The sequence below is a fragment of the Ligilactobacillus araffinosus DSM 20653 genome (genome assembly GCF_001435375.1).
Taxonomy (GTDB): Bacteria; Bacillota; Bacilli; order Lactobacillales; family Lactobacillaceae; genus Ligilactobacillus; species Ligilactobacillus araffinosus.
Genome location: NZ_AYYZ01000008.1, coordinates 26,621 through 48,515, shown reverse-complemented (window position 1 = coordinate 48,515; position 21,895 = coordinate 26,621). Strand labels below are relative to the sequence as shown.

At 36.4% G+C, this 21,895-nt stretch carries 29 protein-coding genes; 3 read left to right on the top strand and 26 right to left on the bottom strand.

The annotated features are described in order from the left end of the window. Positions 1 to 2: 2 nt before the first annotated feature. Together FC64_RS01610 and FC64_RS01605 are read right to left on the bottom strand one after the other, a co-directional pair. Entirely contained in the window at positions 3 to 833 is an 831-nt protein-coding gene (locus tag FC64_RS01610) for a glycosyltransferase (protein ID WP_057906236.1), read from the bottom strand. Between the two features lie 10 nt (positions 834 to 843). After that, positions 844 to 1,617 carry a 1-acyl-sn-glycerol-3-phosphate acyltransferase gene (locus FC64_RS01605; RefSeq protein WP_057906235.1) on the bottom strand — a complete coding sequence of 258 codons (774 nt, stop codon included), beginning with the start codon at positions 1,615 to 1,617 and terminating at the stop codon, positions 844 to 846. 143 nt (positions 1,618 to 1,760) lie between these two features. Between FC64_RS01605 and FC64_RS01600 the strand changes: the two genes are divergently transcribed. Continuing rightward, the gene (locus tag FC64_RS01600) at positions 1,761 to 2,852 is read left to right on the top strand and encodes a DHHA1 domain-containing protein (protein ID WP_057906234.1); all 1,092 of its coding nucleotides are present in this window, start codon (positions 1,761 to 1,763) and stop codon (positions 2,850 to 2,852) included. A 9-nt stretch (positions 2,853 to 2,861) separates the two neighbouring features. Continuing rightward, complete coding sequence (locus FC64_RS01595) at positions 2,862 to 3,272, top strand: peptide deformylase (RefSeq protein WP_057906233.1); 411 nt, start codon at positions 2,862 to 2,864, stop codon at positions 3,270 to 3,272. Positions 3,273 to 3,326: 54 nt separating this feature from the next. Here FC64_RS01595 and FC64_RS01590 read toward each other — a convergent pair whose 3' ends face one another. From FC64_RS01590 to nagB, 3 genes are all read right to left on the bottom strand, one after another. Next, the gene (locus FC64_RS01590) at positions 3,327 to 4,115 is read right to left on the bottom strand and encodes a YibE/F family protein (protein WP_057906232.1); all 789 of its coding nucleotides are present in this window, start codon (positions 4,113 to 4,115) and stop codon (positions 3,327 to 3,329) included. Next, positions 4,115 to 5,215: a YibE/F family protein gene (locus tag FC64_RS01585; protein ID WP_057906231.1), complete on the bottom strand. Its 1,101-nt coding sequence runs from the start codon at positions 5,213 to 5,215 to the stop codon at positions 4,115 to 4,117. The genes FC64_RS01590 and FC64_RS01585 overlap by 1 nt, the downstream gene beginning before the upstream one ends. A gap of 134 nt (positions 5,216 to 5,349) precedes the next feature. Continuing rightward, positions 5,350 to 6,069, bottom strand: a complete 720-nt coding sequence (gene nagB, locus FC64_RS01580; protein ID WP_057906230.1) for a glucosamine-6-phosphate deaminase — start codon at positions 6,067 to 6,069, stop codon at positions 5,350 to 5,352. A 179-nt stretch (positions 6,070 to 6,248) separates the two neighbouring features. On the opposite strand from nagB, the gene FC64_RS01575 reads away from it, so the two are divergent. Next, on the top strand, positions 6,249 to 6,488 hold the full coding sequence (locus tag FC64_RS01575; RefSeq protein ID WP_057906229.1) for a hypothetical protein: 240 nt from the start codon (positions 6,249 to 6,251) through the stop codon (positions 6,486 to 6,488). A 136-nt stretch (positions 6,489 to 6,624) separates the two neighbouring features. Here the strand turns inward: FC64_RS01575 and FC64_RS01570 are convergent, their stop codons facing one another. The 21 genes from FC64_RS01570 to FC64_RS01470 all read right to left on the bottom strand — a co-directional run bounded on the left by FC64_RS01570 (position 6,625) and on the right by FC64_RS01470 (position 21,883). Continuing rightward, positions 6,625 to 7,311 (bottom strand): hypothetical protein, encoded by a 687-nt coding sequence (locus tag FC64_RS01570; protein ID WP_057906228.1) that lies wholly within the window; start codon positions 7,309 to 7,311, stop codon positions 6,625 to 6,627. Positions 7,312 to 7,453: 142 nt separating this feature from the next. Continuing rightward, positions 7,454 to 8,239, bottom strand: coding sequence for a 5-bromo-4-chloroindolyl phosphate hydrolysis family protein (locus tag FC64_RS01565; protein WP_057906227.1), 786 nt, complete (start codon positions 8,237 to 8,239; stop codon positions 7,454 to 7,456). After that, positions 8,236 to 8,820 carry a hypothetical protein gene (locus FC64_RS01560; protein ID WP_057906226.1) on the bottom strand — a complete coding sequence of 195 codons (585 nt, stop codon included), beginning with the start codon at positions 8,818 to 8,820 and terminating at the stop codon, positions 8,236 to 8,238. Before FC64_RS01560 ends, FC64_RS01565 begins: the two co-directional genes overlap by 4 nt. Beyond that, the gene (locus FC64_RS01555; RefSeq protein ID WP_057906225.1) at positions 8,820 to 10,049 is read right to left on the bottom strand and encodes a hypothetical protein; all 1,230 of its coding nucleotides are present in this window, start codon (positions 10,047 to 10,049) and stop codon (positions 8,820 to 8,822) included. Before FC64_RS01555 ends, FC64_RS01560 begins: the two co-directional genes overlap by 1 nt. Before the next feature lie 14 nt (positions 10,050 to 10,063). Then, on the bottom strand, positions 10,064 to 10,855 hold the full coding sequence (locus tag FC64_RS01550) for a 5-bromo-4-chloroindolyl phosphate hydrolysis family protein (protein WP_057906224.1): 792 nt from the start codon (positions 10,853 to 10,855) through the stop codon (positions 10,064 to 10,066). After that, the gene (locus FC64_RS01545; protein WP_057906223.1) at positions 10,856 to 11,464 is read right to left on the bottom strand and encodes a hypothetical protein; all 609 of its coding nucleotides are present in this window, start codon (positions 11,462 to 11,464) and stop codon (positions 10,856 to 10,858) included. Next, the gene (locus tag FC64_RS01540; RefSeq protein ID WP_057906222.1) at positions 11,464 to 12,660 is read right to left on the bottom strand and encodes a hypothetical protein; all 1,197 of its coding nucleotides are present in this window, start codon (positions 12,658 to 12,660) and stop codon (positions 11,464 to 11,466) included. The genes FC64_RS01545 and FC64_RS01540 overlap by 1 nt, the downstream gene beginning before the upstream one ends. A gap of 4 nt (positions 12,661 to 12,664) precedes the next feature. Further along, positions 12,665 to 13,804: a toxic anion resistance protein gene (locus FC64_RS01535; RefSeq protein ID WP_057906221.1), complete on the bottom strand. Its 1,140-nt coding sequence runs from the start codon at positions 13,802 to 13,804 to the stop codon at positions 12,665 to 12,667. Between the two features lie 178 nt (positions 13,805 to 13,982). Further along, positions 13,983 to 14,375, bottom strand: coding sequence for a 30S ribosomal protein S9 (gene rpsI, locus FC64_RS01530; protein ID WP_057826658.1), 393 nt, complete (start codon positions 14,373 to 14,375; stop codon positions 13,983 to 13,985). A 16-nt stretch (positions 14,376 to 14,391) separates the two neighbouring features. Beyond that, on the bottom strand, positions 14,392 to 14,835 hold the full coding sequence (gene rplM / locus FC64_RS01525) for a 50S ribosomal protein L13 (RefSeq protein ID WP_057826657.1): 444 nt from the start codon (positions 14,833 to 14,835) through the stop codon (positions 14,392 to 14,394). Positions 14,836 to 14,968: 133 nt separating this feature from the next. Continuing rightward, positions 14,969 to 15,721 carry a tRNA pseudouridine(38-40) synthase TruA gene (gene truA, locus FC64_RS01520; protein WP_057906220.1) on the bottom strand — a complete coding sequence of 251 codons (753 nt, stop codon included), beginning with the start codon at positions 15,719 to 15,721 and terminating at the stop codon, positions 14,969 to 14,971. Between the two features lies 1 nt (position 15,722). Further along, positions 15,723 to 16,517, bottom strand: a complete 795-nt coding sequence (locus FC64_RS01515; RefSeq protein ID WP_057906219.1) for an energy-coupling factor transporter transmembrane component T family protein — start codon at positions 16,515 to 16,517, stop codon at positions 15,723 to 15,725. 22 nt (positions 16,518 to 16,539) lie between these two features. After that, a complete protein-coding gene (locus FC64_RS01510) occupies positions 16,540 to 17,391 on the bottom strand; it encodes an energy-coupling factor transporter ATPase (protein ID WP_057906218.1) in 852 nt (283 codons plus the stop codon). After that, positions 17,367 to 18,197 (bottom strand): energy-coupling factor transporter ATPase, encoded by an 831-nt coding sequence (locus FC64_RS01505; RefSeq protein WP_057906217.1) that lies wholly within the window; start codon positions 18,195 to 18,197, stop codon positions 17,367 to 17,369. Before FC64_RS01505 ends, FC64_RS01510 begins: the two co-directional genes overlap by 25 nt. Before the next feature lie 246 nt (positions 18,198 to 18,443). Then, positions 18,444 to 18,827, bottom strand: coding sequence for a 50S ribosomal protein L17 (gene rplQ, locus FC64_RS01500; protein ID WP_057906216.1), 384 nt, complete (start codon positions 18,825 to 18,827; stop codon positions 18,444 to 18,446). Between the two features lie 26 nt (positions 18,828 to 18,853). Then, positions 18,854 to 19,798 (bottom strand): DNA-directed RNA polymerase subunit alpha, encoded by a 945-nt coding sequence (locus FC64_RS01495; protein WP_057906215.1) that lies wholly within the window; start codon positions 19,796 to 19,798, stop codon positions 18,854 to 18,856. An 85-nt stretch (positions 19,799 to 19,883) separates the two neighbouring features. Beyond that, on the bottom strand, positions 19,884 to 20,270 hold the full coding sequence (gene rpsK / locus FC64_RS01490) for a 30S ribosomal protein S11 (protein ID WP_057826650.1): 387 nt from the start codon (positions 20,268 to 20,270) through the stop codon (positions 19,884 to 19,886). A 24-nt stretch (positions 20,271 to 20,294) separates the two neighbouring features. Next, complete coding sequence (rpsM, locus tag FC64_RS01485) at positions 20,295 to 20,660, bottom strand: 30S ribosomal protein S13 (protein WP_057826649.1); 366 nt, start codon at positions 20,658 to 20,660, stop codon at positions 20,295 to 20,297. Between the two features lie 22 nt (positions 20,661 to 20,682). Beyond that, on the bottom strand, positions 20,683 to 20,796 hold the full coding sequence (gene rpmJ / locus FC64_RS01480; protein ID WP_003689393.1) for a 50S ribosomal protein L36: 114 nt from the start codon (positions 20,794 to 20,796) through the stop codon (positions 20,683 to 20,685). A gap of 34 nt (positions 20,797 to 20,830) precedes the next feature. Beyond that, complete coding sequence (gene infA / locus FC64_RS01475) at positions 20,831 to 21,049, bottom strand: translation initiation factor IF-1 (protein ID WP_003692975.1); 219 nt, start codon at positions 21,047 to 21,049, stop codon at positions 20,831 to 20,833. A 174-nt stretch (positions 21,050 to 21,223) separates the two neighbouring features. Beyond that, positions 21,224 to 21,883 carry an adenylate kinase gene (locus tag FC64_RS01470; protein WP_057906214.1) on the bottom strand — a complete coding sequence of 220 codons (660 nt, stop codon included), beginning with the start codon at positions 21,881 to 21,883 and terminating at the stop codon, positions 21,224 to 21,226. Positions 21,884 to 21,895: the final 12 nt, after the last annotated feature.

Below are 21,895 nucleotides of genomic sequence, written 5' to 3'. Positions count from 1 at the left end.
ATTTATTCACTCTTTGTCAACTCGGGGACAAGCTGTTGATATTCATTTAAAATATCATCATATGCGTGAATTCCCAAAACTTGATGAACCTGATTAACTTCCCATGGTTTGATTGTTTGGATCTTGAACAATGGGAAAAATTTAAAGCTTGTTGTGAAATGCTGAAAGACAGTATCTGCATGAAGTTTATGCTGTTCATTATATTTTCGTGGAACGATCCGTTTTTTTTCAGCCAATTTATTGAGGGCCGATTGGTCTGGCATAAACATCCAGTGATTTTCACAGCGTTTGCGAGCTCGTTCAAATAATCCTGTTTGGTGGATTTTTTTCATATTAAGTAGTAAAACCCCTGAATTGATATAATCCAAATGGGTGAGGCTATGATGAAAAAACCATCTTCCGTAGTAATCAAGTACGCCAACTAACTCAACGTTCTTAAGGTCTTGATAATAAAATTCCGTTGGATCCCGGTGACAAACTACGTCACTGTCTAAATATAACAATCGTTCAGGCAAATCAAGTTGATCGGCAAATAACCGCAGCATTGCATATGGAGTAAACCGCGTTTCCATATTTTTACGCGGCAATTGATTAGTAAACATTGATGTACAATCAAACCGCTTTACGAAACTTGCCGAATTTTGCCGTTGAACCACCTGATTAAGAAATACAATTGCCTGTTCAGAAATTGCATGGTAATCCTTTTTTACAGTATGAAGGTCCATTGTCATGATGTAAATATGAAGTTCTTCAGATACATGTTTCAGCAGTGACAAAATTGAAATCAGCAATCCATCCTGAATATTTTGATCACCGCAATATAAAAGATTCATCCCGTTATTGTCACTTTTCCTTTCGTTTCACATACTTAATATACTCAACATTGCTTAACATTGCCCTTTTCTTCATCATCACTTCAACATCATGCATTAATTTTTGTTGACGCGCTTTTCGTGCTAAAGTTTTATCAGGATAAAAAGGACCATCAATATAAGTAACCATTTGCGGACGTCTTCCCCATTTAGCAACTTGATATGTATTCGTCATTGTAAATGTTGGAGCATTTACTGTAACCGGAAAATGAAAGGCAGCTTCTGAAAACGGACGAATTTTTGAATAATACGGCCATACATGTGCTTCTGGATAAATCGTGATAAAATCGCCTCGATTAATATGATAATCAACTGCTTCAATAAGCTTTGGTAATTGATGAATATCACTTGGTATCGGTAATGCGCCACCATATGGTAAAAGCGGCCCCACTACCGGAACACCTAAATTTGCCTGAGCGCAAATCGCATAATACCGGCGTGCACCTCCAGCTAACATTGGCAAAAAAACATCACCAACTGGTTGTGTGTGATTAGCATAAATAAAATAGCCCTGGTTTCGGTAAGGCTTCAGGATATCTAAGTTTACAAATCGTTGTTTTAAAAAAAATTTGCAAAACCCATATCCAAAAACCTTCGCCAATACCGATACACTAGAAGCTATAGCCTTAAATCTCCAATCTGTTCGAATCCATTGATAGTTATCGCTAAGCCGATAACTTTGATCAGCATTTTCAACTAAATCTTGATTAAATTCAGTAAAATACTGAACTTTTTTCTTTATCAAATCCCGATCCCGTCCTTAAATTCAGCCTATTCTCCTTTTAAGTATGATACCCAAATTAGCAATAATCGTCAAACTAGCAGAGCCGGTTTATGCTATAATTAGCATGATTTTAGATTAGTAAATTAGAAATTCGAGGAATAAGATTGAAAAAGCAACAGTACATTAAATTAATCTCCCATAATGATTTGGATGGATTTGGAGCTCCGTTACTTCTAAAAGCGCTTCAGCCTGAATTATTTAGTAATGTGACGTTTGATTTAACGACATGCTCTGCCGGAAAACTTGATCAAAAACTTGAACATTTTTTCCGACAACCTGATATCCAAAAATATAGTGACATTTATATTATGGACATGACTCCTGATAATGATTATTCATTTCAGCAACTTGAACAGCACTTTGCTAACCACTGGTTAATTTTTGATCACCATGAAAGTGAGGAAGAACTCCGAAAGCAATACGCCAGCAACTGTATTCTTCCTTCTAATCCGGCAATTAATCCAAGTGCGGTCAGCTTAGTGTGGGACTGGGTCAGCAAACAGGTCAATTTTGCTAATGTTTCAACGGCGCGCCAGCAGGAATTACAAACAATTGTTGAACTCATTCGCGCATATGACACCTGGGATTGGCAAAATGATCCCAATATGTGCACTGCTGAACGCAAAGCCGCAGATGAATTAAATCAGCTTTTTTGGTTTTACCCTCTGAGCCAATCAGAATCGTTTGTTAGCACTGTTTATCAAATGGGATGGGAACAGTATCGAAATCAAAATACCCTATTGATCAATACTTTAAACGGTCGCCGTCAACGTTATCTTGATAAACATTTAAAAAACGTTATTGAATTTTCGATTGATGACCACTCATTTGGAGTAGTTTATGCAAGCGACTTTAAATCAGAAATTGCTCACGCCCTGCTTCAACAACATGATGTTGATGCCGCCTTGGTGATCGATGCTCATAGTGTATCACTTCGGAGCAATGGCAAACTTGACGTAGCTGAATTTGCGACCAAATATTTCAACGGCGGCGGCCATGCCGATTCAGCTGGGGGAACATTACCAATCAATCCCATTGAAACGGCTGAAAAAAAGGTTGTTGAAGCCGTCAAAGAACAAGCTCAAATCAATGCCGAAACGCAGAAACAAGAAAATAATGAAGTTGGCAATTTTGCAGATTCAATTGATGAAGAAACGGCTGCTAAACTTGCAACTTTATTCAAAAGCAAACACTAGGAGTTCAATATGATTAAAAAAATTATTCATGATCCGCACTTGTTATCACAACCATCATCGCCGGCAACTTCAGCTGATATTCAAGCAATCCAAGATTTAAAAGATACTTTTATTGCCAATGCTGATCAAGCTGCCGGACTGGCTGCGAATATGATTGGTATCCAGAAACGGATTATTGTTCTGGGATTAGGGAAACTTCCAGTAATGATGATCAATCCACAAATCATCACTCAAGATACTCCATATTCAACAACTGAAGGGTGTTTATCGCTTGACGGAGTTCGTCCTACTCAACGGTTTACTCATATAAAGGTTAAATTTCAAGACGAACAATTTAAATGGCAAACTCAAACTTTCAATGATTTATTTGCTGAAGTTATTCAACATGAAATCGACCATTGTAATGGTATTTTAATTTAATAGCAATCCAAAAAAGGCTGTCATAAATATGACAGCCTTTTTAGGATCCGTTGTTTAATTTGATTCTTGTTTCTTAGCCTTAGCCGCTGCTTTCTGCTGCTTTTCAAGCCGCCGAGCCATCAAGAATGTGGTGATCACAATGACACAAATAACAGCGACAGCGGAATACAATACGAGCATACATTCGGAAACAAAAATCTTCGCGTTGATACAGTATCCTATTCCAGCATGAACCTTCGCCAGCAGAACAAACAGCGCCAAGTCACTTCCAAACATTCCAAAGAATAACGTGTTAAAAGTCATTCCCATAATTTGCGAGCCAATATTGCTTCCGCTTTGATAAAGCTTTTTCTTGGTAATATCAGGGTTTTGATCAATAATTTCTTGCAACCCGCTTGAGATTGCAATCGCTGCTTCTGAAATGGCCCCCAATGTACTTAAAATCGCCGTTGAGATCGCCAATTTTTCAAAATTGATTCCAATCAACAGGTTGAATGCTTCAATTTCATCTGACTGTTCCGTTGAAAAGCCTTTGATCTGAGCCCAGTGATCCATGGGAACGATCATAATGATCATGACAACGAGGACAATGATCGTTGCTTCAAACGCAATGTTAGTTGAACGGTCATCGTTATTCCCCATGTAAATTGTTGTTGCTAAAATACAAATTCCAGCAAATAACGAAACTAATAACGGTGGAAAGCCACTTGAAATTAAAATCACAGTTACGAATAAAATTCCGAAGTTCAGCAAAACGCTAAAGAACGATGACGTTCCTTGCTTTCCGCCAAAAATCATCATTAAAACAGCTAATACGATTGTTAATGCTAAAATTGACGGCATTAATCAGCCCTCCTTCCGCTTAAGAAACGCGAACAGAGGAAACTGGCAGTCGGAATCACCAAGGTAATTCCGATCCCACTAATCAGCGCTTGAGCAACGCCAAGCCCCATCGCCCATGCAAAGGTGTAACCGTAAGTATTGCCTGTTCTAAAGTAAAGAACAGCAATTGCAAATGTTTCAGCAAAGAAAATCATTAACAGAACATTGATAAGCGGTCCCATGATCGCGTGGCCAACCCCTTGTCCTGATTTAAACAGCTGTTTAGCCGAAATTTTCGGTTGCGTCCGTTTGAGTTCAAACAATGTTGAAACAATATCGGTCGATGCATCCAGGACTGCCCCTAACAGCCCAATAACCGTTGCTGACAGGAAAAGTTGTTCTGGTTGCTGGGTCGCGTAATCAAGCGCTTCATAATGAATTCCGTTATTTCCTGTCAAATTCAAAATACCAATTCCGATCGCCATTGCCATCGTTGTTCCAATTATAATTGACAGGAATGAAACCAGCGTTTGCTTATTCCACCCGATAACAAGAATCAGTGACAACCCTGTAAATAACACCGCACTGATTGCAAACAACCAGAAGAAGTTCGTAAAATCAAAATCAACGTCCATTTGAACGAAAATCAAGAAAATCACAAAGTTAATTGCCACACTTAACAGTGCCCTTAATCCTTTTGTATGCATTGTGAGGTAAAGCAATCCAACAACTAGCCAAAGCATCATAATTAAATATGTATCCCGCTTATAGTGCGAAATAACAGCGGTCAACTTGCCGCCATCATGGTGCAACTTCAAGAAGACCTGTTGACCCTTAAAGTATTCCTGATCATACGCGCCTGACTTGGAGAATTGATTCTTCAAGTGAATGGTTTGCCCCTTGCGTGAGCCGTTAATAATTTTAAGGGTTAATGACTGCTCGGTCGTTTCGTCCTTATTTTCGTATGCGTCTTCAGTTTGAACCGGCTTGGCATTGGCAACCTTAATGACCTGTCCAATATCTTGCTTGTACAAAAACGCATCATGCGAAGTGAAGAAGTAAAGTACTAATCCACTTAATAAAAGAACAATTACCTCAATCAATGTTCTTTTTTTACTCATAAATATCACCTCGATGACAACCTCTAAGATAGCATTCATTTAAATAAAATAAAAGTGATATTCATGTTAAATTTTGAACACAAAAAAGAAGAATCCGTGAACCAGATTCTTCTTCCAATTTTCAAAGCTTTTTACTAATTTAATTTACTCCGATCAAGCAACGCTGCAGCAGCTTCATCAATGATGACCGTCACGTTTGGATGATTTTGCAAGACGCTTGCCGGGACATCCGTTGTAACAGGCCCTTGAACCATCTTTTGAATTGCTTCAGCCTTCTTGTCACCATATGCTTCTAACAAAATATGCTTAGCTGTCATAATCGAACCAATTCCCATTGAATATGCTTCTTTCGGAACATCTTCTTCGCGGTTAAAGAAGCGAGAATTTGCATCGATCGTTGATTGAGTTAACTTGATTTTATGCGTTGTTGAATCAAATGGTGTTCCTGGTTCGTTAAACCCAATATGACCATTCCGCCCGAGTCCTAACAATTGCAAATCAATTGGATTTTTTTCAATGATTTTGTCATACCGTGCTGTTTCAGCTGCAGCATCCATGTTCGTCCCGTCCGGAACATATGAGTGTTTAAACTTCTTGTACTTAAAAAGATGTTCATTCATAAAATAGTGGTAACTTTGATCGTTATCTGGCGTTAATCCGACATATTCATCCAAATTTACTGAAACACAATCTGAAAAGTCCAAATCGCTAGCAACAAGTTCTTCATAAGTTGTAATTGGCGTACTTCCAGTAGCTAAGCCAAATACTTTAGCTCCATTTTGCATTTCGTTTTCGTATAATTTGAGAGCTTCTTTTCCGCCTTCATTTTGATCCTTAACAATAATAACTTTCATCAAAATAACTCCCTTTCGTCCATTCGTTTGGTATAGTCCAATTATACAATGGACTATACCTTTTTTGCAACCGCTTTTTTAATTCATTTTAATTGATTCATCAACTTTGTTATCGGTTTCTTAATATGCTATGATAAAGACAAGAGGAAGCATTGGTTTGATGAAGGGAGCAATGAGTTATGAGTGAAGATGTATTTTTCAACCCCGGGCAATCAATTTCAAGTGATTTTGATTACAATAAGGCATATGTAGCCGCCCAAATTTATCATGAAAAAGTTAAAAAACCCGTCTTAGTTGTAAAGGAAGAAAAAGATAAACCTTATATTGTTTTTAATGAAGAAGCAGCAATTGAAGAAGAAAAACAAGAGAAACTTAAAAACGCTAAACAATATAAAGTTGTTGAGCGAATTGATGATTAAATGAAAAAATAATAAGGCTGTGACATAAAAGTCACAGCCTTATTTTATTATCTTTTAAATCAATTCATTTAATCCTTTTATTTTTACTACACTTCCAACAGGTAAAAATTTCTTCATATGTAGTATCGCCCTTAATTTATTTTTCTTCATCAATCACCAAGTTCATTAATTGACCAAATACAAATATTAAATCACTACATAAAAAATCTGCATTTTCTAAGGCATATAACCACATCTCTGTATTATTAGATATCTTTTCATAATCTTTAAGTGTTTTTTGACTATCCTGCGCAACACCATATGAAAACCATATTAAGATCAAAACATCCACAATAATACGTAAAAATCGATATTTTACATTAGCCATATTCATTATTAATATTAGCACTAAGCAAATTCCGCCGAATACTGTCATAAATTTAAAATTATTTAAATTATGCGTTGATAGTATTCCGTATATAAAATTTAAAATAAATACTATTCCTGTAACTAGCAGTATTTGGTAAATAAATAAATTATATATTCCCAAATATTTTAAGATACTACCAATTACTGCAGTCATCCCTGATAATCCCCATATATTAATTACTGTTAGTATAATCATTAAAGGAATTTCCCAAAGATGTTTTTTCTTGATGAGAGACATTAAACATGTTGCAATAAGTGAAGTTATTCCATATTTAATAGCTAAATATTTTCCTTCACCATCAAATAACATTGATAATTTAATAGCATTAAATGCTGTTAAATAACACTTAATAGCAATTAACAAATATACAAAACATATAAAATACGTTAGAGTAAAATAAAATGTTTTTTTCATCTTCCTATTCCTTATCAATAAATTTATCTGAAATGATACTTCATACAATTAATCTTACAGCTCCGTATCTGCAACAGTCCCTGCTCCTGGAACAATTGATTCGATGAATCATATCAACCAATCTTCCACCTTACATATTCCGTTACCCCTTTAACGCATTCCGCTCATCTTCCGTTACCTGAATAAAATCATCCCGGAATTGATGTGAAATCGTGGCTAATTGATTTTTGGCATTTTCAATTAACTGTTTATCCTCATTCGATTCCACCACGTTATCGTCTAGATCCACAATTGCTTTGACCTTATCCACATAGTCTTTTAAGTGCGAGTATAAAAATTCATTCATTTTCAATAACATCCGTGGTGAATCAATCAGTTCGTTGAAAATGGCATGAATAACTGCCAAATCCTTATCATAAGATTCTAACTTATGTTCCATGATAATCTTTACAGATTCTAAATATTGGTAATCTTTATAATATTTTCGCATTTCAGTTTTAAAAAATGATAATTCATCATTTGAAAGATGCGAAGCCCGTAATTTTTCTTCGTTAAAATGAAGTTTATCATTTGAAAAACCATTAACAATTTCTGAATATTTTCCAAGTTGTCGCAATTGAATAAAATATTTAATTCCTGCGATAACAACTCCTGTTACAAGCAATATAATGATCATTAATAACGACTTTTGATAATTCTGATTTTTAAGAATTTCCTGAAAACAAGTTGCCAAAACTCCTAAAATTGTTAATGTCGGTGCAATTAAAAAATACGATTGAAAAATGCTGAAAAATATTAAACTAATCAACACCGTTAACATGTAAACTGGTAAAAAGTTCCCTTCTGAAGAAGTTAGAAAAAATAAAATAAACAAAACAAATGCAACAATCATTCGAATGGGCCTAATGTTCTTAATCACATCCTTCACTTTGCATCCTCCTTTGCATATGTTGCTAATGAATCATCAGAAGTCAACGTTATTTTATTTTTCGATTTTGGTCGATGAATATCAACAAAACGGGTTCCATTGTTAAAATCAAGTGTTATTAAATCGTAAGGAAAAACAACCCCGCATATATCAAATTTATATGTTTGATTAGGCTTTAAATTATTTATTTCATTATCGTTTTCAACATTTTGAAATGGGGGTTGTGCTAATTTATCTTTTGAAATTGCGTCTCCAACCAAATTCGTTTCAGTTTCTCCTTTATTATCAAGAATTTTAATATTTGATGTTGAAATTTCTTGATATTGAAGCTTTTTCTGATCCCAGCCATTTGTATTAACCTCACAGTGGATTATTAAAAAACGAGCATGTTTATTTCCTGACGGTCGAGGATTTTTCACATACTGATATCCTGTAATCTTATATTCAATTCCATCGTTATCTTTAAAAGTTTCATTAAGAGGATGATTATTATAAAAGTCATCTGAGGCACTTAGCGGCTTTCCAGCTAACGTAATGATTAACAAAATTAATGATAACATTCCTAAAATTACTTTTTTCATTACTTAATTTCCTCTAATCTATTTGGATCAAACCTCAATACATACATTGGAAAGTCTGAATTTTTATTATCGGGCTTCCAATAAAGTCCAAAAGCATTGTATATAAGGTAATTACTCTTGTTTGTATCTTTAATATCAAAAACAATATTATAATTTGCACTCTTAGAATCCCTTGGTCCAAAAAGGCAATATCCATTTTCTCCTGTATTTAATTGATTGATAACCGGCATTGATTGCCCATCGATCTTAATTACGGTTGATGTCAACGGATCTTGAGTTCTATCAGAGTTATCTTCTTCAAGCTCATCGTTTCGATTAGCAATAAAACTCAGGGTATTAGATTCCATAAATGGATCTGTATCTAATGAAATATCACTTCTCTTATAATTAACACTGACATTAAAAATAGCAACCTCTTTATTTTTCAAAGTATGTGCCTTATATGCTTTATTAACTTTAAAATCAATCGCCTTAGTTGAATAAGTATGATTTAACTTAAGGTTTTGAAACTTTACATATTTTGTACTCTTATTCGATCCAATTAAACTAAAATTAGCAACCGAATCTTGGTTATTATTTCCAAAATAAGGTGAAGTATACACAACTAATGCTAAACCTGCAATTCCTATATATCCAATTAAACTTGATGAAAGTTTTAAAGAATCTTTTTCAACTTCATCAAGTTGGACTTTATTATCGTTAGTTGTCAATTCATTATACCGATCAATAAATTCTTCTGACTGATCCTTCTGTAACCGACTAGTAGTAACTTTCTTACTTCCACCATTAATAATTCGAACTTTATTTTGAACATTAAAGTAAAAAGCTTTTTGGTATTTAATTTTAAGCGTTTCACTTGAAACCGAAATCCGTAACATTGACAATGGAATGTAAATCATTTTTAAGCCAAAAAAAGAATTTAACCAAATTCCACGAAAATCCTCGTCAAATGCAAAAGCAATTCTACTTTTTTGTATCTTTATTAGCGTAAAAACTGTCCATCCAATAAAAGCCACAATTACTATAAAGAAGGAATTATTAATTGCACTTCGCCAATTTGGACTGGCATTAATAAACTTCCATAAAAATTGGGCAACTCCTAAAAGAAGGATACCAGCAACTACAATTATCCAAAAAGATGTATTTTGGAAAACTTCCCAAATCATTCTTGAATTTCTACGTAATTCTTTTTCCTTGTAATAAACTTCATTTTGATAAATTTTTTTCATTTCAACTTGCTCCGTTACCCCTTTAACGCATTCCGCTCATCTTCCGTTACCTGAATAAAATCATCCCGGAATTGATGTGAAATCGTGGCTAATTGATTTTTGGCATTTTCAATTAACTGTTTATCCTCATTCGATTCCACCACGTTATCGTCTAGATCCACAATTGCTTTGACCTTATCCACATAGTCTTTCAGATGCGAATATAAAAATTCATTCATTTTCAATAACATCCGTGGTGAATCAATCAGTTCATTGAAAATCGCATGGATCATTGTTAAATCCTTATCGTACGAATCAACTTTATGTTCCATCAAGTCTTTTACGGATTGGAGATATTGATAACTCTTATAGTATTTCCGCATTTCATTTTTGAAAAAGGAAAGTTCTTCAGCTGAAAGCTTCGATTCGCGTAGCTTCTCTTCATTAAAATGCAGCTTGTCATCTGATAAACTGTTAACAATTCCGGGATATTTTCTGAGCTTTCGAATCATAACAAGCCGGCGAGCGAAACATATCGTTCCTCCTATAATTAAGATAAAAATTGTCAACATAAAAGTGAGGATTAAAAAACCATCCCCTTCCTTGATTATTCGCGAACCAAAAACCATCATTGTGCTGATAATTGTTAATATTGGACCTACAATCATATATGATTCAAATGGACTAAAAAACAATAAACTCCCTATAACCGCCACCATATAAACGGGGAAAATTACTCCATCTGTGTTTAAAACAAAAGAAAGGATCAATAAAATTAATGCCGTTCCAATTTGAACCGGTCGAAAATTGTCAATCATGCGCCGCATTTATTTTCCCTCCTGTCCATAGTTTGCTAATACATCTTGGGAATCCATAACTACTCCATTAGAACTTTTAACTTGGTGAATCTTTATTTTTTCTCCATTAGAGCCATCATTTGGAGCAAATTTAAGTTCAATATCATCATAAGGGTACACGATACTGCATATATCAAATTCATACGTTTTATTTTCACTTATATGTGAAAGCGAATCTCGTACATAATTAAAAGGTGGCCGTTGAAGACGCTTTTTTGAAAATTCAACATTTATTCTTGTTGCTTCACTGTTATTATCGTAAACCTTTAAAAAATCGTTGCTTACATATGCATACTTAGCCTCATCACTATCTAAGTCATCTGTATTAATTTGACATTTTACTAGAAGAATGCGAGCGTGATCGTTTGATGATGGCAACGGGTCTTTAAGGTATTGATATCCTAGAATCTTAAACTCTATACTTTCATCACCAAATTTAACTTTATTTAACGGATGAAATGCATATATATCATTATTATTCACTTGGCTTTGACTACTACTTACATCAGTAGCGTCGATACTTCCAATTGAAAAAAACATCATTAAAACGGCTGAAAGTAAATAACATATCCTTTTCATTACTGTAAGGCCTCCAATTTTTGAGGATCAAATTTTAAAATATAAGATGGTCGATCATCGTCTTTATCATTAGGCTCAGAATCCAAATTAAATGCACTATAAATAAAATAATTTGATTTCTTAGGTTCTGAAAGATTAAACACAATGTTCATTGTTTTTTTATTAGTACCTTCACTTTCAAATGCCGGATCACAGTAATTTTGATCATCATTCATCTGATTAACAACTGGAGTTTCCTTGCCCCCAACCATAATAAACGTTGAATTCATTGGGTTATGAGCATAATCTGTCCCATCTGAAATAATATCTTTATCAGTTGTAATATAAAAATCATCTTTATCAAGATAATCATACTTATTTTTTGCTGATACTGTTACATTAAAAATTACAACTTGTTTATTTTGTGCCGTTTTAGCTCGATACCCTTTATTTATTACAAAATTAAATTTCTTAGTAGCATACACCTTATTAAATTTTAAATCATTGTATTTAATATATTCTGTACTTCTTGTTCCCGTGTCTGATGTATCATGATTAGAATCATCAGAACTTCCGCTGCCTGATCCTAAACCGCATATTAAAGTAAGCATCAATATTAATCCGGTAAATAACAAACCTTTTCCAAACATTGGTTCATATTTTACCAATACTGATGTTGCTTTTGCTTTTTGAGGAAGTTTGATATTTTTATCATGACTTGTTAATTGATTAAATTGTGCAACGAAATTTCTTAACTCATTCCTATTAACAGCAGTTACTCGCAGGCTTTCATTTCCTAGTGACCGCATTCTCAATTTACTTTTTTTGTTATAAAAAAATGCCTTTTGATATTTAAAAGTTATCATTCCATGAGTAAATTTAATTTCTAACATTGAAAAGGGAACATAAATCATCCGGCTTTGCCATCCCGAATTAATCCAAACCCCTTGGTCATTACTATCAATTGCAAAAGCAATTGCGTTCTGAGATTTCTTATATGAACAAGCTAACCCCCAAATTGTAAAAAAGACTGTAATCATTACACATATACCCAGGCATCGACTATACCATCCTTGATAGCTATCCACCCATTTAATCTGCATTTCAACTAATGCTGATACTAATCCCAATACAAAAACAAAAATTGAAATTCCTAACGCAAGAGTCGATTTATTTTCCTTTTCATAATGAACAACACTTTGATATTCTCTTTTCATCGCTTTATTGCTCCGTCTTTGAATCAGAAGGAATCAAAGCGGTTTTCAGATGGTCTTCCATTTGCGCTAATTCACCTTCAATTGCTTGGCGCTTTTGGGTTCCTTCACTTTGAATCTGCATTACTTCTTGAATTGTTGAGATTAAGTTTTCTTGAGTTTCTTTCAACGTATCGACATCTACTAAACCGCGTTGTGAAGCTTTGGCGACATCCACCGTTGATTCATGCAACATTTCACTATTCTTTTTCAATAATTCATTCGTGGTATTTGCGACTGCATCTTGTGCTTTAACTGCATCTTTTTGACTTAACAATGACAATGCAATTGCCACCTGATTTTTCCACAATGGAATTGCTGTTGTGATCGATGAGTGAATCTTTTCACTTAAAACTGAGTTATTATTTTGAATCAACCGGATCTGAGGAGCTTGCTGAATCGTAATTTCCCGCGTCAGCATTAAATCTGATAAGCGGTGATCTAACCGATCAGCTTGCGCTTTCATATCTTGAAGGTTTTGAACATCCATTTGATCTGCATTGCCAGCATCCACATTTGCTTGAAGCGCAGCCATTTCCTTATTCAATTCATCCCGCCGAATTTGACCGCCGACAATCAAGGTATTTAATTGTTGGAAATATTTTTGATTAGCTGTATACATTTCATCCAGCATATCGTTATTTTTCAACAAATCATTTTCTTGATTTTCAAGTTTGGTTGCGATTTTTCCGATTTGCGCACTGACTTCTTGATACTTCGCCGTCATTTCAAAAACGGAATCCTTAATTTTTTTGAATAGCCGGAAAATTTTCGGTTTCTTATCACCGGAAAGCTTTTCGGGGTCTGCACTGTTTAAGCTAGTAACTAAACTTTGAAGGGTATCGCCAATTTCACCGACTTCCTTGCTTTTGACATTACCAATCACTTCGTCAGTAAATTGCGACATTTTATCTTGAACTTCCTTACCGTAATCGGTAATTGCGTTTTGCCGTGAATCTTTTAACGCTACCGCATAGTTTTGTGCTTGAACTAACTGTTCCGGCGTTAATTTTGATTTAATCTTTAATAGGTCTTCATCTTTAACAGTCGTTGCAGTTGGTAAAGATTGACCTTGGGTTACTGTTAATGATTTGCCCTCATTATCCATATATAAATCTCCCTCTAATATCTTCATTAAAAATTCATAAAATTAACTAGTAAAAATTATATCTTAACTAAAATCTAGTTTTCAACACTTGATTAATCGTAATTAACTAAATATTAAAAATATAATAAAAAAGCCATGGACAAAATCCATGACCTTTGTTCGATAATATGAAGTAATATTAACGCTTTGAGAATTGTGAAGCCTTACGAGCTTTCTTAAGACCTGGTTTCCGACGTTCCTTCATCCGAGCGTCACGTGTTAATAAACCGCTCTTCTTTAATGCAGGACGGAAGTCTGGGTCAACTTGAAGTAAAGCACGTGCAATTCCGTGACGAGTTGCACCGGCTTGACCTGAGAAGCCACCGCCATTAACGTTAACTAAAACATCGTATTGACCTTCTGTTTCAGTAACCTTAAATGGAGCGATCATAACTTCACGTAAGTTTGCAAATGGAATGTATTCTTCTGCTGGTTTACCGTTCATCGTGATTTTTCCTGAACCAGGAACTAAACGAACACGAGCAACGGAATTTTTACGACGGCCTGTGCCTTGATATTGTACTTGAGCCAATTTAAAATTCCTCCTACTAGATTAAGTTTGTGATGTCTAATACTTCTGGTTGTTGTGCTTCATGCTTGTGTTCTGCACCACGGTATACATGCAACTTCTTAAGTTGTTGCTTACCTAAAGTACCCTTTGGAAGCATGCCGCGAACTGATAATTCGATTAATTTTTCTGGATCTTTTTCACGGTAATCACCAGCTGTGCGTGCCTTCAATCCACCTGGATGCAATGTGTGGTGGTAGTATACTTTCTTTTCGGCTTTCTTACCTGTTAATGCCACCTTATCAGCATTGATAACAATCACAAAGTCACCTGTATCAACGTTTGGTGTAAATTGTGGTTTGTTCTTACCACGTAAAACTGAAGCAACGACTGTAGATAAACGTCCCAAAGGAACATCTGTAGCATCTACGACATACCATTTACGTTCTACTTCACCTGGTTTTGCAATATATGTTGTACGCACGGTTAATTCCTCCATCTTTTATGCTTGTTTGACATACAATAGTTTTAACGGGGCTATTGTGGGGCAAACAATACCAAGTACTATATTACGATTAATCCCTTTATTAGTCAATATTTCAAGGAAATTTTATCTTTTAGTCGTAATAAACTTCTTTTAAATATAATCCTGAAGCCGGAGCGGTTTCCCGTGCCTCATTCCGGTCTTTGACTTCGTATAACCTTAAAAAATCATGCACCGGTCGTTTTCCCCGCCCAATTTCAAGCAGCGTGGCAACCATAATGCGAACTTGATTATATAAAAAGCCGCTTCCTGCAAATTCAAAGATCAATTCATTCTGAACTTCATCTCGCCGAACTGTCGCATCATAAATCGTCCGCACATGACTTTTAACGTTGCTGCCAGATGCACAAAAGCTTGTAAAATCGTGAGTTCCAATCACGTCTGGCAACGCAGCCTTAATTTTTTCAAGGTTGACTGGATATTTGTAATGCCCCGTATAATTACGTTTAAACGGGTCAACAAAATAGCTTTGACTAACACGATACATATACCGTTTGCCATGGGTTGTGAACCGAGCATGAAAATCATCCGGGACAATTTCGCAATCAACCACAACACAGTCTAACGGCAACATACTGTTCAATGCCTTCAACATGCTATCGGCACTCATTTCATGCGGGAAATCAAAATGAACGACTTGTCCCAATGCATGGACCCCGGAATCAGTTCGGCCAGAACCAAAAATCGGGATGAACTCGTCCTTTTTGCTCATCTTATTCACAGCCCGTTCAAGAACTGATTGCACTGTTCGTTGGTGGGGCTGAGATTGAAAACCGGCAAAATTCGTCCCGTCATATGCAATTGTAATTTTATATCTCTTCGTCATCTTAACCTCTCAATAATACTAGTCCGCCTGTCAACGCTAAGAATACAACGATTCCAATCGTATCGGCCAAATGCCAATGTTGTTGCCGATACTTTGTTCGGTTCGGTCCGCCTTGATAACCGCGAGCTTCCATTGCAACTGCCAAATCTTCAGCTCGTTTGATTGAATTGACAAATAACGGAATTAAAATTGGAATCAGCATTTTAGCCTGCTTAAATAGGTTCCCTTCACCAAAGTTTACCCCCCGCGCACGTTGGGCATTAATAATTTTTTGCGTTTCATCCATTAAGGTCGGAACAAACCTTAATGCAATTGAAATCATCAGCGCAATTTCATCAACGGGAACCCTGATTTTCCGTAACGGCGCCATCAAGGATTCAAGGCCGTCAGCAATTTCCAACGGAGTTGTTGTGACTGTCAGCAACGTTGACATCAACACAATCAAAACGATCCGACAAAAAATATAAATCGAATTGATAATTCCAAAACTCGTCAGTTTGAATGGCCCCCATTGCCAATAAACAGTTCCCCCGCTTGTGAAGAAAAGCTGCAGCAGGACTGTGATCAAAATTAATCCGATCAAAGGCCGGACTCCTTTGATAAAGAAACTCATTTTGATTTTTGAAAGCAGGACACATCCAAGGGTAAAAATTCCCAATAAAGCATATGTTTGCCAGTTATTACACAGGAAAACAATCACAATAAAGTACAAACTGAGAATCAATTTCGCCCGCGAATCCATCCGGTGAATTATAGAATCACCATCAATATACCTTCCAAGAATAATATTACTCATCTTTCGCTCCTACCTGATCACATTAATTCAGCTTTGTTACTAATTGCTGAGCCAGTTCATTAACATTTAACGGCAAAGCATCCCATTGCATTCCCTTTTGCATTAAGCGAGCTGCAAACTCCGCTGCCCGAGGTAATCCAAGGTGATGCTGATAAAGCCACTGTGGATCACTGAAAAATTCTTGCTTGCTTTGGGCGGCAATCAGTTTCCCGCGTTCAAGAGCAATTACTTGATCAGCATAATCAGCAACGTCATCCATATTATGAGTTACAATGAGAATCGTCATTTTTTCACTTTCGTGCAATTGCTTAAAAATTCGCATTGTTTCTCGTTTTCCGATTGGATCTAAGCCAATCAATGGTTCATCCAATACTAAAATCTGCGGTTCCATTGCTAAAATTCCCGCAAGCGCAACCCGGCGCATCTGCCCACCTGAAAGTTCAAACGGTGACCGTTCAAGCAATTGATCATCAAGTCCGACCAATTTTGCTTTTGCCCGTGCAAGGTCTTCAGCTTCTGATTCACTCTTACCAAAGTTTTTCGGAGCAAATGCAATATCTTTCAAAACCGTTTCTTCAAACAGTTGATTTTCAGAAAACTGAAACATTATTCCGACTTGGTGACGTAAATCATCAAGTTCTTTATTTTTCGTTTGCGGCGTGATCAGCTGATCATTAATATGAATTTCACCCGCCGTTGGTTTAAGCAGCCCGTTTAAATGCTGAATAAACGTTGATTTTCCGCTGCCAGTATGTCCAACAAGCGCCGTAAAACTTCCATCCACAATTTTAACCGAAATGTCATTAAGCGCCTGCTGTTCAAACGGAGTTCCTGCTTGATAAGTATAACTTACATGTTTGAATTCAATTGCCATAATTTTGCTACCATTTCTTTTTCGTCTAATATTTCATCATCTTTTAATTCAGCTAAACCATTCTCCTGAAGTTTAAACTTCAATTTTTCAACAAATGGTAAATCCAATCCTAAATCCATTAACTGATCACGATTTCGATAGACATCAGCCGGTCGACCTTGCATCCGAATTTTCCCTTGATCAAGAACAATGATTTGATCAGAAAAGACCGTCTCATCAATATCATGTGTAATCGCAATGACCGTAAAATGATATTGATCTTTAAGATGACGAATTAGTTGGATCAACTCCCGCCGCCCTTCAGGATCAAGCATACTGGTTGCTTCGTCTAAAATAATGATCTGCGGACGGATTGCTAAAATTCCGGCAATTGCGACCCGTTGCTTTTGTCCACCTGAAAGTCTTGAAGGTTCATGCTTAGCAAATTCCGTCATTCCGACCGCCTCAAGTGATTCACTGACCCGCTTGACCATTTCAGCATGACTGAGCTGCCGGTTTTCCAATCCAAAGGCAACATCATCTTCCACATTAGCGCCCACAAATTGATTATCAGGATTTTGAAAAACAACGCCAATCTGAGAGCGGATCTGCCATACATTTTGTTCATTGACTTCAAGTCCATCAACAGTAACTGTTCCTGACTGTGCTTCAATTAATCCGTCAATCAACCGTGCTAGCGTGCTTTTCCCGCTTCCGTTCCGTCCAATAACTGAAATCCACTGATCTTTCTCAATCTCGAGATTCAATGGTCCCAGTTTGAAGTCATCGTATTCATATGTTAAATCTTGAATTTGAATTAACGGCATTCTTCATTGTCCTCCGAAAATAATTACCTGTATTATATCATGAAAAACAAAAAAGGATTGGACATTCATCCAATCCTTCCAATTCACAACCATTTGAAAACAATATCTAACAAAAAAATCACTTTTTATAACGATTTTCGTACAATCATACTACTTAGGACTAGACTAGGTTTCCCACCATCGTAACGCCCGTTGTCGTTATAAAAGTGACACAAAATATAATTTATTTTAGTATTAGTAATTAAATTAGTCTACTAATTCAAGAACTGCCATCTTAGCAGCATCGCCACGCCGTTCTTGCATCTTGATGATCCGTGTGTAACCACCATTCCGATCTTTGAACCGTGGAGCTACTTCATCAAATAACTTTTGTAAAGCTGTTTGAACAACAATGTCATCGCCATCTTCCTTAACGTCTGCAACAACATCCATTAAGTAAGCTGCTGCACGCCGGCGTGATGCTAAATCACCTTTTTTACCTAAAGTGATCATCTTTTCAACTTGACGACGAACTTCTTTAGCACGTTGTTCTGTTGTAACAATCTTGCCGTTAACGATTACATCTGTTGTTAAGTTCCGTAACATTGATTTACGATGTCCGCTTGTGCGACCTAATTTCCGGTAAGCCATGAATAGTTTCCCTCCTTTAATTCTAATTAGTCATCATGACGTAATGAAAGACCTAAATCAGCAAGTTTTGACTTAACTTCTTCAAGTGACTTCCGGCCCAGATTCCGAACCTTCATCATGTCAGCTTCAGTCTTGTCAGTTAATTCTTGAACCGTATTGATTCCAGCACGCTTCAAGCAGTTGTATGAACGAACTGATAAGTCTAAGTCTTCAATTGTCATTTCGAGCATTTTTTCCTTGTGTGTTTCTTCTTTTTCAACCATGACTTCAGCATTCTTAGCTTCATCAGTCAAGTTAACGAAGATTGACAAGTGCTCTGTTAAAATCTTAGCTGATAAACTGATTGCTTCACTTGGAGTAATTGAACCGTTTGTCCATACATCCAATGTCAATTTATCATAATCATTCTTTTGACCAACACGTGTTTTTTCTACTTGGTAGTTTACACGTTCAATTGGGGTATAAATTGAGTCGATTGCTAAAACACCAATCGGCATATCATCTGCTTTAGCTTTGTTTTCTGTAGCAGAAACATATCCACGACCTTTATTAGCAGTCATTCGAACATGGAATGAAGCTCCTTCAGCAACTGTACAGATGTACAATTCTGGATTCAAAACTTCAACATCAGCACCGCAGTGAATATCGCCTGCTTTAACTTCTTTGGCACCTGTAACATCAATCTCGAGGATTTGAGGTTCTTCAGTGTTCATCTTTAAAGCAACCTTCTTCAAATTCAAAATGATGGTTGTAACGTCTTCCATGACACCTTCAATAGTTGAAAATTCATGTAAAACACCATCAATTTGAACATCAGTAATCGCTGCCCCTGGTAATGATGAAAGTAAAATTCTCCGTAAAGAATTTCCTAACGTAGTACCATAACCACGTTCCAACGGTTCGACAACAAATTTACCGTAGTCATTGTTTTCTTCAATTGTGTGAATCTTTGGTTTTTCGAATTCGATCATGCTATTTGTCTACCCCTTTCAAAACGTAACGTGTAATCTGGCAAAAACAAAATGAAGTTACCCTCAAAATGAATACGAATCCACATTAAACACGACGACGTTTTGGAGGACGGCATCCGTTATGAGGAACTGGTGTAACATCTTTAATTGATGTAACTTCCAAACCAGTTGTTTGAAGAGCACGAATTGCTGCTTCACGACCTGAACCAGGACCTTTAACTGAAACTTCAACAGTCTTCATTCCGTGATCCATTGCACCCTTAGCTGCAGCTTCTGAAGCCATTTGAGCAGCAAATGGAGTTGACTTCCGTGAACCCTTGAAACCTAATGCACCTGCTGATGACCATGCAACGGCATTACCGTGAACATCAGTAATCATAACAAGTGTATTGTTGAATGTTGAGTGAATGTGTGCAACACCCGTTTCAATATTCTTCTTTACACGACGCTTACGTGATTTCTTAACAGCCATGAACGTTTTCCCTCCTTCTAATTATTATTTCTTCTTCCCTGCAATTGAAATTGCTGGGCCTTTGCGTGTCCGCGCATTGTTCTTGGTGTTTTGACCACGAACAGGCAAGTGGCGACGGTGACGCATGCCACGGTAAGAGCCGATTTCTGAGAGACGCTTGATGTTCATTGATACTTCACGGCGAAGATCACCTTCAACCTTGTAGTTATCAACTTCGGCACGAATCTTATCTTCTTGGTCAGGAGTTAAGTCGCGTACACGAACGTCTTCTGAAACACCAGCAGCAGCAAGGATCTTCTTTGCCGTTGTATTACCGATTCCATAAATGTAAGTTAATCCGATTACGATACGCTTGTCACGTGGTAAATCGATACCTGCAATACGAGCCATTACAATTACACCTCCTTAAAAATTAACCTTGACGTTGTTTGTGCTTTGGATTGCTGCAAATAACCATAACGCGACCTTTACGCTTGATAACTTTGCAGTGTTCGCACATTGGTTTAACTGATGGTCTTACTTTCATGAATCATACCTCCTATAAATTACTGAAGTACAATCTATTTAAAGCGATAGGTAATGCGACCCTTAGTCAAATCGTAAGGGGACATTTCAACGGTAACCCGATCCCCAGGTAAAATACGAATATAGTGCATACGAATCTTACCGGAAACGTGAGCTAAAATTTCGTGTCCATTTTCGAGTTCAACTTTGAACATCGCATTTGGCAACGTTTCTTTGATCGTACCTTCAATTTCAATCACATCATCTTTCGCCACGCAAAAGTACCTCCTTAATATGGTTTGAAAACTTTAAACGAAAACAGTTATTTTCGCTGATCCAGTAGCTTTTGCGGCAAACTAGACCTATTGAAAAGATAAACCTGAATTATGATACCACACGCAAATTCAAAATGCAATACGTTATGGCTTATAATCCAGGTTTTCTGCTTATTATTTAATTGAGTCTAAAACTTTCTTAATATCAGCAAACACATCATCGATTGCTTGATTCCCATTTACTTCATGTAAAATTCCTTTTTCACGGTAGAAATCTAACAATGGAGTATTCATCTTGATGTTAACGTCTAACCGATTCTTAACGGTTTCTGGCTTATCATCGTCCCGTTGGAAGAATTCATGACCGCCACAACGATCACAAGTACCTTCAACCTTTGTTGGGTTGAACAATTTGTTGTAAGTTGCGCCACAATTCTTACAAATGTAACGGGCGGTTAACCGTTCCATTAATGAATCAGGATCAACCTTAATGTTAATCACACAGTTAAGTGGTTTACCTAATTCAGCCCCAAACTTATCCAACGCTTCAGCTTGTGCCATGTTACGCGGAAAACCATCTAACATGTAACCATCATTCACATCATCTTCGCTCAAACGATCCTTGACGATTCCATTGGTAACTTCGTCTGGAACCAATTCACCTTTATCAATATATTTCTTAGCTTCAAGGCCCATTGCAGTTCCATTTTGCATTGCAGCCCGGAAAATATCACCCGTTGAAATGTGCGGAATATGATATTCATCAATGATCTTTTCAGCTTGAGTACCTTTTCCTGCACCAGGAAGACCCATTAACATTAAATTTAATGCCATTTAAATTTCTCC

What these genes read in the sequence shown, in the direction of transcription:
- FC64_RS01610 (WP_057906236.1), bottom strand. Translation starts at nt 833, where the DNA reads ATGAATCTTTTATATTGCGGTGATCAAAATATTCAGGATGGATTGCTG.
- FC64_RS01595 (WP_057906233.1), top strand. Translation starts at nt 2,862, where the DNA reads ATGATTAAAAAAATTATTCATGATCCGCACTTGTTATCACAACCATCA.
- FC64_RS01590 (WP_057906232.1), bottom strand. Translation starts at nt 4,115, where the DNA reads ATGCCGTCAATTTTAGCATTAACAATCGTATTAGCTGTTTTAATGATG.
- FC64_RS01585 (WP_057906231.1), bottom strand. Translation starts at nt 5,215, where the DNA reads ATGAGTAAAAAAAGAACATTGATTGAGGTAATTGTTCTTTTATTAAGT.
- nagB (WP_057906230.1), bottom strand. Translation starts at nt 6,069, where the DNA reads ATGAAAGTTATTATTGTTAAGGATCAAAATGAAGGCGGAAAAGAAGCT.
- FC64_RS01575 (WP_057906229.1), top strand. Translation starts at nt 6,249, where the DNA reads ATGAGTGAAGATGTATTTTTCAACCCCGGGCAATCAATTTCAAGTGAT.
- FC64_RS01570 (WP_057906228.1), bottom strand. Translation starts at nt 7,311, where the DNA reads ATGAAAAAAACATTTTATTTTACTCTAACGTATTTTATATGTTTTGTA.
- FC64_RS01560 (WP_057906226.1), bottom strand. Translation starts at nt 8,820, where the DNA reads ATGAAAAAAGTAATTTTAGGAATGTTATCATTAATTTTGTTAATCATT.
- FC64_RS01555 (WP_057906225.1), bottom strand. Translation starts at nt 10,049, where the DNA reads ATGAAAAAAATTTATCAAAATGAAGTTTATTACAAGGAAAAAGAATTA.
- FC64_RS01550 (WP_057906224.1), bottom strand. Translation starts at nt 10,855, where the DNA reads ATGCGGCGCATGATTGACAATTTTCGACCGGTTCAAATTGGAACGGCA.
- FC64_RS01545 (WP_057906223.1), bottom strand. Translation starts at nt 11,464, where the DNA reads ATGAAAAGGATATGTTATTTACTTTCAGCCGTTTTAATGATGTTTTTT.
- FC64_RS01540 (WP_057906222.1), bottom strand. Translation starts at nt 12,660, where the DNA reads ATGAAAAGAGAATATCAAAGTGTTGTTCATTATGAAAAGGAAAATAAA.
- FC64_RS01535 (WP_057906221.1), bottom strand. Translation starts at nt 13,804, where the DNA reads ATGGATAATGAGGGCAAATCATTAACAGTAACCCAAGGTCAATCTTTA.
- truA (WP_057906220.1), bottom strand. Translation starts at nt 15,721, where the DNA reads ATGACGAAGAGATATAAAATTACAATTGCATATGACGGGACGAATTTT.
- FC64_RS01515 (WP_057906219.1), bottom strand. Translation starts at nt 16,517, where the DNA reads ATGAGTAATATTATTCTTGGAAGGTATATTGATGGTGATTCTATAATT.
- FC64_RS01510 (WP_057906218.1), bottom strand. Translation starts at nt 17,391, where the DNA reads ATGGCAATTGAATTCAAACATGTAAGTTATACTTATCAAGCAGGAACT.
- FC64_RS01505 (WP_057906217.1), bottom strand. Translation starts at nt 18,197, where the DNA reads ATGCCGTTAATTCAAATTCAAGATTTAACATATGAATACGATGACTTC.
- rplQ (WP_057906216.1), bottom strand. Translation starts at nt 18,827, where the DNA reads ATGGCTTACCGGAAATTAGGTCGCACAAGCGGACATCGTAAATCAATG.
- FC64_RS01495 (WP_057906215.1), bottom strand. Translation starts at nt 19,798, where the DNA reads ATGATCGAATTCGAAAAACCAAAGATTCACACAATTGAAGAAAACAAT.
- rpsK (WP_057826650.1), bottom strand. Translation starts at nt 20,270, where the DNA reads ATGGCTGTTAAGAAATCACGTAAGCGTCGTGTAAAGAAGAATATTGAA.
- rpsM (WP_057826649.1), bottom strand. Translation starts at nt 20,660, where the DNA reads ATGGCTCGTATTGCAGGTATCGATTTACCACGTGACAAGCGTATCGTA.
- rpmJ (WP_003689393.1), bottom strand. Translation starts at nt 20,796, where the DNA reads ATGAAAGTAAGACCATCAGTTAAACCAATGTGCGAACACTGCAAAGTT.
- FC64_RS01470 (WP_057906214.1), bottom strand. Translation starts at nt 21,883, where the DNA reads ATGGCATTAAATTTAATGTTAATGGGTCTTCCTGGTGCAGGAAAAGGT.